Origin of the sequence: Neoroseomonas soli (genome assembly GCF_018129065.1) — a bacterium.
GTDB classification, from domain to species: Bacteria; Pseudomonadota; Alphaproteobacteria; order Acetobacterales; family Acetobacteraceae; genus Neoroseomonas; species Neoroseomonas soli.
Genome location: NZ_JAAEDM010000045.1, coordinates 1 through 12,084, shown reverse-complemented (window position 1 = coordinate 12,084; position 12,084 = coordinate 1). Strand labels below are relative to the sequence as shown.

At 71.7% G+C, this 12,084-nt stretch carries 10 protein-coding genes; 3 read left to right on the top strand and 7 right to left on the bottom strand.

Translation table 11 applies throughout. The annotated features are described in order from the left end of the window. Positions 1 to 2: 2 nt before the first annotated feature. The 6 genes from glpD to GXW76_RS15645 form a co-directional block, all read right to left on the bottom strand. On the bottom strand, positions 3 to 1,487 hold the full coding sequence (glpD, locus tag GXW76_RS15670; RefSeq protein ID WP_211863027.1) for a glycerol-3-phosphate dehydrogenase: 1,485 nt from the start codon (positions 1,485 to 1,487) through the stop codon (positions 3 to 5). 76 nt (positions 1,488 to 1,563) lie between these two features. Beyond that, positions 1,564 to 2,409 (bottom strand): HAD-IIB family hydrolase, encoded by an 846-nt coding sequence (locus tag GXW76_RS15665; RefSeq protein ID WP_211863026.1) that lies wholly within the window; start codon positions 2,407 to 2,409, stop codon positions 1,564 to 1,566. Positions 2,410 to 2,454: 45 nt separating this feature from the next. Then, positions 2,455 to 3,246 (bottom strand): DeoR/GlpR family DNA-binding transcription regulator, encoded by a 792-nt coding sequence (locus tag GXW76_RS15660; RefSeq protein WP_211863025.1) that lies wholly within the window; start codon positions 3,244 to 3,246, stop codon positions 2,455 to 2,457. A gap of 28 nt (positions 3,247 to 3,274) precedes the next feature. Beyond that, on the bottom strand, positions 3,275 to 4,555 hold the full coding sequence (locus GXW76_RS15655) for a bifunctional folylpolyglutamate synthase/dihydrofolate synthase (protein ID WP_338150973.1): 1,281 nt from the start codon (positions 4,553 to 4,555) through the stop codon (positions 3,275 to 3,277). A 4-nt stretch (positions 4,556 to 4,559) separates the two neighbouring features. Then, on the bottom strand, positions 4,560 to 5,489 hold the full coding sequence (gene accD / locus GXW76_RS15650; RefSeq protein WP_211863024.1) for an acetyl-CoA carboxylase, carboxyltransferase subunit beta: 930 nt from the start codon (positions 5,487 to 5,489) through the stop codon (positions 4,560 to 4,562). A gap of 301 nt (positions 5,490 to 5,790) precedes the next feature. Continuing rightward, positions 5,791 to 7,251: a catalase gene (locus GXW76_RS15645; RefSeq protein ID WP_211863023.1), complete on the bottom strand. Its 1,461-nt coding sequence runs from the start codon at positions 7,249 to 7,251 to the stop codon at positions 5,791 to 5,793. Positions 7,252 to 7,437: 186 nt separating this feature from the next. Here GXW76_RS15645 and GXW76_RS15640 point away from each other — a divergent pair, with 186 nt between their 5' ends. The 3 genes from GXW76_RS15640 to groL all read left to right on the top strand — a co-directional run bounded on the left by GXW76_RS15640 (position 7,438) and on the right by groL (position 11,051). Continuing rightward, the gene (locus GXW76_RS15640) at positions 7,438 to 8,388 is read left to right on the top strand and encodes a LysR substrate-binding domain-containing protein (protein WP_211863022.1); all 951 of its coding nucleotides are present in this window, start codon (positions 7,438 to 7,440) and stop codon (positions 8,386 to 8,388) included. Then, the gene (locus GXW76_RS15635) at positions 8,385 to 9,191 is read left to right on the top strand and encodes an EcsC family protein (RefSeq protein WP_211863021.1); all 807 of its coding nucleotides are present in this window, start codon (positions 8,385 to 8,387) and stop codon (positions 9,189 to 9,191) included. Before GXW76_RS15640 ends, GXW76_RS15635 begins: the two co-directional genes overlap by 4 nt. 231 nt (positions 9,192 to 9,422) lie before the next feature. Continuing rightward, positions 9,423 to 11,051 (top strand): chaperonin GroEL, encoded by a 1,629-nt coding sequence (gene groL, locus GXW76_RS15630; protein WP_211863020.1) that lies wholly within the window; start codon positions 9,423 to 9,425, stop codon positions 11,049 to 11,051. A 96-nt stretch (positions 11,052 to 11,147) separates the two neighbouring features. Here groL and GXW76_RS15625 read toward each other — a convergent pair. Beyond that, a partial coding sequence (locus tag GXW76_RS15625; RefSeq protein WP_211863019.1) for a DUF2950 domain-containing protein occupies positions 11,148 to 12,084 on the bottom strand: 937 nt, incomplete at its 5' end.

The following is a 12,084-nucleotide window of genomic DNA, read 5'->3' as shown; positions in this document are numbered from 1 at the left end:
GGTCAGAACCGCGCCGCGACGGTGGCGCGTTCCTCCGCGCTCATGTGCAGCCCCAGCCGCGACCGCCGCCACAGCACATCCTCCGCACTGCGCGCCCATTCCTTCCCGACCATCCAGTCGATCTCGCGCCCGGTCAGCCCGGCGCCGTAGTCGCGCCCGAGGTCATCCATCCTCGCCGCCCCTGCCAGCAGCGTGTCGATCTCGCTGCCATAGGCGCGCAGCAGCCGTGTCAGCAGCGCCTGCGGCACCCAGGCGAAGCGCCGCGCCGCCTCCGCCGCGAAGGCCTCGAAGCCACCGCTGCCGACATCGCCGCCCGGCAGCGCCGCCGTCGCCGTCCAGGGCGTTCCCGCCGGCCGACCGAGCGCGCCGGCGATCTTCTCCACTGCTTCCTCGGCCAGCCGCCGGTAAGTCGTGATCTTCCCGCCCAGCACCGACAGCACCGGCGGCCGTCCCGCGCCGTCGTCCAGTTCCAAAACGTAGTCGCGCGTCACCTCCGACGCATCGGACGCGCCGTCGTCGTAGAGCGGCCGCACGCCGCTGTAGGTCCACACCACCTCGCCCGGCATCGGCGCGCGGCGGAACTGCTTCGCCACGGCAGCGCAGAGATAGGTGATCTCCTCCGCCGAGGCCTTCGCATCCCGCGCATCGCCCTCGAAGGGAATGTCGGTGGTGCCGATCAGCGAGAACCGCCCCTGGTACGGAATGACGAACACCACCCGCCGGTCGTCGTTCTGCAGCAGGTAGGCCTGGTCGCCGTCATGCAGCGCGGGGACGACGATGTGGCTGCCCTTGATCAGCCGCACCCGCCCGCGCGCGCCGGCGCCGGCAAGGCTCAGTGCGTCTAGTGCCCAGGGCCCCGCCGCGTTCACCAGCGCGCGCGCCCGCACGCGGCGCGGCGGCTCGCCCTGCCCGCCGATCTCGCAGGACCAGCCATCCGCCTCCCGCCGTGCGGAAAGCAGCGCCGTGCGGACATGCACTTCTGCCCCGCGTGCCACGGCATCGCGCGCGTTCAGCACCACCAGCCGCGAATCCTCCACCCAGCAGTCGGAATAGACGAAGGCGTGCTTCTGCTCCGGCTTCAGCGGCGCGCCATAGGGATGCGTGCGACAGTCGATCGCCTCATGCCCCGGCAGGCTGACGCGGCGGGCCAGGTGGTCGTAGAGGAACAGCCCCGCGCGGATCATCCAGCGCGGCCGCATCTCCGGCCGGTGCGGCAGCACGAAGCGCATCGGCCAGACGATGTGCGGCGCGATGCGCAGCATCACCTCGCGTTCGGCCAGCGCTTCCCGCACCAGGCGGAACTCGTAGTGCTCGAGGTAGCGCAGCCCGCCATGGATCAACTTCGTCGAAGCGGAGGAGGTCGCGCCGGCGAGGTCCCCCCGTTCCACCAGGCACACGGAAAAGCCGCGCCCCGCCGCATCCCGCGCGATGCCCGCGCCATTGATGCCACCACCCACCACGAGCAGGTCGAACACCTGCGCCTCCATCAGAGCGGTCCCCCGAATATCCAGGCAACGACGACCTTGGCCACTGCGCCGGTCGTGCCGGTCAGGTGCGCGGCGCTCATGCCGCGCCGCCTCCCTGCCTTGCCGCCAGCACGGCGCCGGCGAATTCGACGAAGCCCGCGCCGGCGGCGGCCTGCGTGACGAAGGCCGGCGGCGTCGCCATGCCGGGCAGGAAGGGCGCGACATTGGCGACGCCGACCGAGAGCGGCACATGGCCGAACATCGGCGCGTCGTTCCCGGAATCGCCGATGAAGGCGACCTCCTCGATCACTTCCTCCAGCGGCCGCCAGAGCGTCGCGAAAAGGTGCCCGATGCCCGAAAGCTTGTCCCACCGCCCGATCCAGGCGTTGACGTGGATCGAGGAGACCTTTGCCTCCGCCCCGCCGGCGCGGAAGGTGGCGGCGATGGCCTCCGCTTCGCGCAGCGGCAGCGGCCCGCAATCCTCCGCGAAATCCACCGCGACGTCGAAAAGGCGGAAGGGCTGGTCGGCGGCGATGGCGGTGCCGGGGATGCGGGCCATGGCCTCGGCCGCCAGTGTGTCGAGCCGCCCCCGCGCCGCCTCCCGCGCCGCCGCGTCCTGCACGTAGTGCCGGCGCATCCGGCGGGCGGCAGCGTCGTAGGCGTACCAGAGCGCCCCGTTCTCCCCCACCACCGCGGCCACCGGCCATTGCCGGGCGATCAGGTCGCACCAGCCGGCGGGACGGCCGGTCACCGGCACCACGGCAATGCCGGCCACCGCCAATGCTTCCAGCGCCGCATAGGCGGCGGCGGTCAGGCGGCCCTCGGTGGTCAGGGTGTCGTCGATGTCGGTCAGGACCCAGCGCAATCGCGCGAGCCGCGCCGGCGGGGCTGCGGCGAGGGGCATCGGCGCTGTGGCGGCTGTCCGCGGCTGGACTGGCGTCATGCCGGTTCCTCTTCGTGTGGAACCTATGTCATGGAATGTGCAGGGTCAAACAACTCCCGCAATGTCGACGCGCACCCCTGCCCGCCGCAACGCCGCATCGAGGTCCGGTGGCGGCGGTGTGTCCGTCACCAGGTCGGTCAGCCCATCCCAGCCGCAGATGCGCTCGATGGAGGTGCGGCCGAACTTGCCCGAATCCGCCAGCAGCACGCGCCGCGCTGCGCGGCCGATCATCGCCCGCTTCACCCAGCTTGCGCGGCTCTCGGCATCGGTGGGGCCCTCCGGGCTGAGGCCGGTGGCGCCGATCACCGCCGTGTCGGCGTTGAAGCGGCGCAGGAAGGCGTCGGTCTCGGCGCCATAGACGGCGCGTTCGGCGGCGTCGAATTCGCCGGGGCAGAAGACGACGCGCACGCCCACCTTGCCGCCGAGTTCCGCCGCGACGGCATGGCTGTTGGTCAGCACCGTGACGGGAATGGCGCGGGCGGCGAGCGCGCGGGCGAAATGCGCGGTGGTGGAGCCGGCATCGACCATCAGCACCTCCCCCGGCATGACCGTGGCCGCGGCGGCGACGCCGATGCGCGCGCGTTCCGCCACCGCCATGCGCTCGCGGGAGGACAGCTCGGGCTGCACGCCGGCATGGGTGATGCTGGCGCCGCCATAGGTGCGGCGCACCTCCCCGCGGCGGGAGAGTTCCTCGATGTCGCGCCGCACCGTCTCCCCCGACACGCCGAAGTCGGCGGCGAGGGCGGAGATGCGGACGGTCGGGTCGGTGGCGAGCGCGGCGAGGATGCGCTTGTGGCGCTGGTCCTTCGCCGGCGCGCCGCGGCTGCGGCGGGGCATGGGCGCATGCTGCCATGCCCCGCGCCGGTCAGGCGAGGGTGGCGCCTTCGGCCTTCAGCACTTCGCCCGCGAGGTAGAGGCTGCCGCAGATCAGCACGCGGCCCGGCGGCTGGTCGCGTGCGATGTGCGCCAGCGCCTCCGCCACCGTGGGGCCGGGCTGCGCGATGCCGCCGCTCGCGGCGACGATGTCCTCGACCGGCATGGCCAGGTGCTGGCCGGGCTCGGCCACCGCGTGCACCGAGGTCGCAAAGGGCAGGATCGGCCGCAGGAACTCGGCGCTCGCCTTGCCCTTCTTCATGCCGATGACGAGGTGCAGCGGCTTGTCGCGCCAGGACGGCAGGTGCGCCGCCAGCGCGAGGCCGGCACCGGCATTGTGCCCGCCGTCGAGCCACAGTTCGAAACCCGCCGGCAGTTTCGCGGCCAGTGCCCTGCGCAGCCGCTGCAGTCGCGCCGGCCATTCGGCGGCGGCGATCCCGCGAGCGATCGCGATGTCGCTGAGCCAGGACGGGTTCCAGGCGCGCAGCGCGGCGATGGCGATGCCGGCATTCTCCGCCTGGTGCGGGCCGGGCAGGGCTGGTGGCGGCAGGTCGAGCGTGCCGCGCGCATCGGCGTAGTGCAGGCCGTCGGCACCGGAATCGCAGCGCCAGTCGCGCCCGCGCATCAGCAGCGGCGCGCCGCGTTCCGCCGCGATTCGCGCGATGGCGTCCATGGCCGCGGCCGGCTGCGTGCCGGTCGCGCAGGGCACGCCGGGCTTGATGATGCCGGCCTTCTCCGCGGCGATGGCGCCGAGCGTCTCGCCGAGGAAATCCATGTGGTCCATGGAGACGCTGGTGATCGCCGTCGCCGCCGGGCGGTCCACCACGTTTGTCGCGTCCAGCCGCCCGCCGAGGCCCACTTCCAGCACCAGCAGGTCCGCCGGCACGCGGCTGAACAGCAGGAAGGCGGCGGCGGTGGTGATCTCGAAGACGGTGATGGGCTCGCCCGCGTTGCGCGCCTCGGCTTCCTCCAGCGCCGCCGTCAGGTCGGCGTCGGACACCAGCCGGCCCGCGAGCCGCACCCGTTCGTGGAAATGCACGAGATGCGGGGAGGTGAAGACATGCACGCGCAGCCCCGCCGCTTCCCCGATCGCGCGCAGGAAGGCGCAGGTGCTGCCCTTGCCGTTGGTGCCGGCGACATGCACGACCGGTGGCAGGCGGCGTTCCGGATGGCCGAGCACAGCCAGCGCACGCTCCATGCGCCCGAGGCTGAGGTCGATCAGCTTCGGATGGAGCGCGTGCAGGCGCTCGACGATCGCCTCGGCGCGGGACACCGGGTCAGGCCTTGGCCGGGGCCGTCTCGTCCTCGGCGGGCGTCTCGACCGCCATGTCGGGCGGCGGCAGCGCGGCGGCGGCGGATTCGATCAGCGGCACGCGCAGCAGGCCGATGACGCGCGCCAGCGTCGCGCGCATGTCCCGCCGGTTCACCACCATGTCGAGGATGCCGTGCTCGAGCAGGTATTCCGCGCGCTGGAAGCCTTCCGGCAGCTTCTCCCGCACGGTCTGTTCGATCACCCGCGCACCGGCGAAGCCGATCATGGCGCCCGGCTCGGCGATGTGGATGTCGCCCAGCATGGCGAAGGATGCGGTGACGCCGCCCGTCGTCGGGTCGCACATCACCACGATGAAGGGCAGGCCCGCTTCCTTGACCAGCCGCGTCGCGATGACGGTGCGCGGCATCTGCATCAGGCTGACCGCGCCTTCCTGCATGCGCGCGCCGCCCGAGGCGGTGAAGATGATCAGCGGCGCATCCTGCAGCACGGCGAGCTTGGCCGCGGTGACGATCGCCTCGCCCACGCCGGGGCCCATCGATCCGCCCATGAAGGCGAACTCGAAGGCGGCGACGACGGCGCGCTGGCCCTCGATGGTGCCGTGCGCCACCGCCACGGCGTCGTCCATCGCGGACTTCACCTGCGCTTCCTTCAGCCGGTCCGTGTAGCGGCGCTGGTCGCGGAAACGCAGCGGGTCGGCCGGTGCCTTGGGCAGTTCGATGCGCGAAAAGCCCGGGTCCAGCGTGCATTCCAGCCGGCGCACGGCAGAGATGCGCATGTGGTGGCTGCAATGCGGGCAGACATGCAGCGACGCTTCCAGGTCACGCCGGAAGATCATCTTTTCGCAGGCGGGACACTTGTGCCAGAGGTTCTCCGGCACGTCCCGCTTGAAGAGGCCCGAGATCTTCGGCAGGGCCCAGTCGGAAATCCAGTTCATGAGTCTGTTCTCTGCCCTCGGACGCCGGGCGGAGGCAATCCGGCCGCCTGGCTCTCGCGCTGCCGGCGGCAGCATGCGCCTCGGCGGGGGCCGCAATTGCGGCCCCGGCGCGCCGGGTGCGCGTCGCCTTATAGGGCCCTCCGGCGCCGAGGGCTACCGTGCCGGGCGGTTCCACCCTGGCGGGGGCCTGCGCGGCGGAAGGGCGGGGGGAGAAGGGAACTTCTCCCCCCGCACCCCCCTCAACCTTTTTTGGCACCTGGGGGATGACCGAGAGGCGGGGGGGGGCTGCACCTCCCCGCAGTCAGTCCGCGGCGGCCTTCGCCCCGGCCTTCGCGGCGATGGCGGCGCGCACGCCGGCGCCGTAGTCCGGGTGGACCTGGTCGAACAGCCTGCACTGCCGTTCCACGATGCCCGCCGGCACGCCCGCCATCGCGTCCGCGATGTTGGAGAAGAGCCGCGCCTTCTGCCCCGCATCGAACAGCAGGAACAGCGCGCGCGGCTGGACGAAGTCGTCATTGCCCTCGCGATGGTCCCATCGCGCGGCATCGCCGGACATCTTCAGCGGCGGTTCGGCCACCGACGGGTCCTGCGCCGGGCCGCCGAAGGAGTTCGGCTCGTAGTAGGCGTCCGGATTGCCCGTGTCGTTCCGGAAGAACCGCATGGCGCCGTCCTTGTGGTAGTGCGCCACGGGGCAGCGCGGCGCGTTCACCGGCAGCGCCTCGTAATGCGTGCCGAGGCGATAGCGGTGCGCGTCCGCATAGGCGAAGATGCGCCCCTGCAGCATCTTGTCCGGGCTGGCCCCGATGCCGGGCACGAAGTTGGACGGGCTGAAGGCGAGCTGCTCGATCTCCGCGAAGTAGTTGTCCGCGTTGCGGTTCAGCTCGAGCGTGCCGACGTCGATCGGCGGATAGTCCTTGTGCGGCCAGACCTTCGTCAGGTCGAAGGGGTTGTAGGCGGTCTTCTCCGCATCTGCCTCCGGCATGACCTGGACCTGCATCTTCCACTTCGGGAAGCTGCCCTTCTCGATCGTGCCGAACAGGGCCTCCTGGTAGGACTCGCGGGTCTTGCCGACGACCGACTGGGCCTCGGCATTCGTGTGGTGCCGGTGGCCCTGCATCGACTTGAAGTGGAACTTCACCCAGAACCGCTCGCCGGAATCGTTCCACAGCGAGTAGGTGTGGCTGCCATAGCCGTTCATGAACATCGGCGCGACCGGCAGGCCGCGGTCCGACATCAGGATCGTCACCTGGTGCAGGCTTTCCGGCGACAGCGACCAGAAGTCCCACATCGCCGTCGGACTGCGCAGGTTGGTCTTCGGATGGCGCTTCTGCGTGCGGATGAAGTCCGGGAACTTCAGCGGATCGCGCACGAAGAAGACCGGCGTGTTGTTGCCGACGAGGTCCCAGTTGCCCTCTTCCGTGTAGAACTTCATCGCGAAGCCGCGCACGTCGCGCTCCGCGTCCGCGGCACCGAGCTCGCCCGCCACGGTCGAGAACCGGATGATCATGTCGGTCTTCGCGCCGGGCTGCAGGACCTTGGCGCGGGTGTACTTCGAGATGTCGCCGGTGATGGTCAGCGTGCCATGGGCACCCCAGCCCTTCGCGTGAACCACGCGCTCGGGGATGCGTTCCCGGTTCTGGTGCGCGAGCTTCTCGATGAGCTGCCAGTCCTGCAGCAGGACGGGGCCGCGGGGGCCGGCGGTCAGGCTGTTCTGGTTGTCGGCGACCGGCGATCCGGCGGATGTCGTCAGGCGCGTGGCCATGCTTCTCGCTCCTTTGGGTCCGTGTCCCAGGAGGCTAGGCCATGGCGGATCAATAGTAGAAGCCAATTCTTCCGAAGCCATCAATTGATATTGTCAATCATGGTGGATCGGCCTGGAATGGCGTAGGTTGCATTCCGCTGCGGCGGTATTCCGTTACGGAGCGGCATCGTCATCGGACCCGATCGGATGAACCTGCGCGACCTGCGCTACATGCTCGCCGTCGCCGAGCACCGCCATTTCGGCAAGGCCGCGGCTGCCTGCCAGGTCAGCCAGCCCACCCTCTCCATCCAGCTTCGCAAGCTGGAGGAGGAACTCGGCACCGTGCTCTTCGAGCGCAGCAGCAGGCAGGTCGTGCCGACGCCGATGTGCGAGACGCTGCTCGGCCATGCCCGCGCCGCGGTGGCGGAGGCCGACGCGATCGCGGCCCTCGCGCGCAGCGCCATGGATCCGCTGCGGGGGCCGATGCGCCTCGGCATCATCCCGACCCTCGGGCCCTACCTCCTGCCGCTGGTGCTGGCACCATTGCGGGCGGCGCTGCCCGGCCTCGAGATCGAGCCGTGGGAAGACGTGACCGCCACGCTGCTGGAGCGGCTGCGCGCGCACGCGCTGGATGCGGCACTGATCGCCACCGAGCCGGAGGGCAACGACCTCGTGGCCATGCCGCTCTTCACCGAGCCCTTCCTCGCCGCCCTGCCGCCCGAACACCCGCTCGCGGCGCAGGAGAGCGTCATCGAGGCGGACCTCGCCCCCGACGTGCTGGTCCTGGCCGACGGCCACTGCCTGCGCGACCAGGCGCTGGCCGCCTGCGGCCTGGCCGGCCCGTCCGGTGGCGCGCTGCGCGCGGCGAGCCTGGCGACGCTGATCAACATGGTCGCCGCCGGATACGGCACGACACTCATCCCCGGCCTGGCAGCCGGCGCGGCGCAGGATGCCGGAATCGTGCTCCGGCCGCTGCGCCAGCGGGCCTCCCGCACTATCCGCATGACCTGGCGCGCCGCCTTCCCGCGCCGGGAGGCGGTGGAGGCGGTGGCGCGCGTCGTCGCCGAACGCCTTGCCCCCTTTGCCGCCGCGGCCGAACGTGACGCCGCGGCCCTGGACCACGCGTCCGCGCGGGCCCATCTGGCCCAGAGCGCATGAGCCTGACCCTCACGACCCCCGACCTGCCCCAGCCTGTGCTGCGCGACCTGCGCGGCGCCTTCGACGCGTTGGAGCACCCTTCCCTCGCTGCGCGGCTCGCCGCCATGGCCGGCATGCCGGTCGAGGCGCTGCGCGCCCGCCTGCCCGCAGCCGTGCAGGGCGGGCTGGATGGGGCGGTGCGCGGGGCGCTCTCCGCGGCGATGACCGCTGCGCTGCGCTCCGGCCCGGCGAGGACGCCGCTGCCGGTGCCGTCCGCCTGGTTCCATCGTGGGCTCGTCGTCGCGAGCGGGGCGCTGGGCGGCGCCTTCGGCCTGCCGGGCACGCTGGTGGAATTGCCGGTCTCCACCGCCATCCTGTTGCGCCAGGTCGCTGCCATCGGCGCCGAGGCCGGCGAGGACCTCAGCGCGCCCGAAGCCGCGGCGGAATGCCTGAAGGTCTTCGCGCTCGGTGGGACCTCTCCCTCGGACGACGCGGCGGAGAGCGGATATTTCGCGGTGCGCCTGGCTCTGGCCGAGGCGCTGAAGGGCGCCGTCGGGCGGACCATCGTCCCGGGCTTCGTCACGGCGGTGGCGTCGCGCTTCATCGGGCCCGTCGGGCTGAAACTGTCGGCCCAGGCGGCGCCGGTGCTGGGCGCGGCGGCGGGGGCGGCGGTGAACCTCGCATTCCTGGAGCATTTCCGATCCGTCGCGCGCGGGCACTTCACGCTGCGGCGGCTCGAGCGGACGCATGGGACGCAGAGGGTGCGGGCGGCCTGGGACGCATTGGCGGCGTCGCGGGACGCGCCGTTTCTCGAGAAGCGGTAGGTGCGAGGGGGCGTCGCCCCCTCGCGCTCCCCCACCAAAGGCCGAAAGGCCTTTGGAAACCGGAACTTGGTGCGCCCCTCCTCGATAGCGCTGGCGAAATTCAAGGGTTCCGAGGGCCTTTCGGCCCTCGGCGGGGGCTGCAGGGGGGCGGCGCCCCCCTGCATTTGATCGGCATCAACGCCGCGCCCCACGCTCCGCGCAGAGTGCGGCATTCCCACGGGAGAGGCCGTCATGCCCGCCAAGCAGGTCCTGTTCCGCTCCTCTGCGCGCGAGAAGATCCTCCGCGGCGCCACGCAGCTTGCCGACGCGGTGCGCGTCACGCTCGGGCCGCGCTCCAAATCCGTGCTCATCCAGCGCAGCTGGGGTCCGCCGCTGGTGTGCAACGACGGCGTCACCATCGCCAAGGAGTTCGAGCTGAAGGACGCCGAGGAGAATCTCGGCGCCCGGATGCTCCGCCAGGCCGCCGAGCGCACCGGCGACGTGGTGGGCGACGGCACCAGCACCTCCACCGTGCTCGCGCACGCGATCCTCGCGGAGGGCATCCGCAACGTCGTCGCCGGTGCCTCCGCGGTCGATATCAAGCGCGGGCTCGACCGCGGCACGCGCGCGGCGGTGGCGGCGCTGAAGAACCTTTCGCGCCCCGTAGCGTCCCGGAAGGAGAAAGCGCAGGTCGCCACCATTTCCGCGCACAACGACGAATCCATCGGCGAACTCGTGGCCGATGCCATGGAAAGGGTCGGCAACGAGGGCGTCATCACCGTCGAGGAAAGCAAGACCACCGAGACAGTGCTCGAAGTCGTCGAGGGCATGCAGTTCGACCGCGGCTACCTCTCCCCCTACTTCGTCACCAACGCCGAGCGGATGGAGGCGGAGCTCGAGGACGCGCTGATCCTGCTGACCGACACCAAGCTGCGCAGCCTCGCGGACCTGCTGCCGCTGCTCGACCAGGTGGTGAAGTCCCGCCGCCCGCTGCTGGTGGTGGCCGAGGACGTGGAGGCCGAGGCGCTGGCGACGCTGATCGTCAACCAGGTGCGCGGCACGCTGCGGTCCTGCGCGGTGAAGGCGCCGGGCTTCGGGGACCGGCGCAAGGCGATGCTGCAGGACATCGCGGTGCTGACCGGCGGCACGCTGATCGCCGAGGAACTGGGACTGAAGCTCGAGACCGCGCAGCTGGAGCAACTCGGCCACGCGCAGCGCGTCGTGGTGGACAAGGAGAACTGCACCATCATCGGCGGCGGCGGCGCGAAGACGGAGATCGGCGGCCGCATCGCCGCCCTGCGCAATGAGATCGAACGCAGTACCAGCGACTACGACAAGGAGAAGCTGCAGGAGCGCGTCGCCCGGCTGGCCGGCGGCGTCGCCGTCATCCGCGTCGGCGCGCCGGCGGAATCCGAGATGAAGGCGAAGAAGGAGGCGCTCGACGACGCCATCAGCTCCACCAAGGCCGCGGTCGCCGAGGGCATCGTGCCCGGCGGTGGCCTGGCGCTGCTGCGTTGCACGGCGGCCGTCGCCGCCGAGGAAACGCAATGCGAGGGTGACGAGCGCACCGGCGTGCAGATCCTCGGGCGCGCGCTGGAAGCGCCGGCACGCCAGATCGCCGAGAATTCGGCGGCCGATGGCGGCGTGGTGGTGGCGCGGATGCAGGACGCGCAGGGCGCGCTCGGCTTCGACGCGGCGCGCAAGCAGTACGTGGACCTGGTCGCGGCCGGCATCATCGACCCGACCAAGGTTGTGCGCGTGGCGCTCGAGAACGCCGTCTCGGTGGCGAGCGTGCTGCTGCTCACAGAGGCGACGATGACCGACATCCCCGAGCCGAAGCGCGAGCGTGCGGCGCCGGGAGAGGAAGGGATGGCGCTGTAGCGGCCTTCAGCCGGCGGCAGCGCCCCCGGTCGCCGCCGTCGCGCATGTTCTCCCCCGATCAGGCGACGCCGCCTGACCGGGATGGTGCCCTGGCCGCTACTCGGCCACGCGCGTCCAACCCTCGTCGGGATCGAAGGAGGTGATGGCCGCCGCTTCCCGCGCGGTGTCAGGGCCGAGGTCCTGCTCGTAGACCGCGCCGTGGTGGCTGACGATGAAGGTCTTGATGCCGGAGGCGCCGTAGCGCGCCGGCGTCGCGATCACGGCGAAGCCGCCGATCATCCGGCCGTTCACGACGTAGTCGACCGCCCCGCCAAGCGCCGCCGGGCCCTGCGATTCCAGGATGCGGAAGAAGTAGCCGTGGTAGGGCTGCGGCCGGTCGCTCGGCGTGCGCGCATAGCCGCCGGCACTCGCGGCGGCCATGAAGGGGCCGAGCGGGCTTTCCGCCTCCCCTTCGCGCGTCGGCCAGTAGAGGCCGTCCCGTTGGCCGGGGCTCGAGAAGAAGCGCCGCGCATAGGCCTGGAGGGCGCCCTGCCGGCCCGCGGTGCGCGCGTAGTCCGCCTGGGCATCGACGATGGCGCGCAGCGTCTCGATGGTGTCGAGTTCGTTGTGGCCGATGCGGCGGTTCGCGATCTCCTGCGCGCCCGCGCGGGCGTCGAAGCGCCAGGCACCGGCCGTCTGCACCATCGGGATGGGCAGCGGCCAGCCATCCTCTCCGACCTGGATGGTCGCGCGGGCCGGCGAGGGGCGCAGGATCTCGCGCTTCTCGTCATAGGCTGCGGCAAAGCGCCTGAGCGCTGCCGCATCCGCGACGCGGTCGCCAGAGCGCAGCAGCCGCACCCCGGCGTCGCCCATGACCACCGCGAGAAGGTTTGGATCGGCGCGACGTGCCGCATTGGCGAGGGCGGCGAAGCCCTCCTCGGGCGTGCGGTAGGCCCTGGGCGGCCGCGGCTGCGGTGGCTCGGGCGCCGCCTCGGCGGCCGGGGCCGCGGGCGGCGAGGTCGGTGCCTGCGCAAGGGCGAGGCCGGTGCCGAAC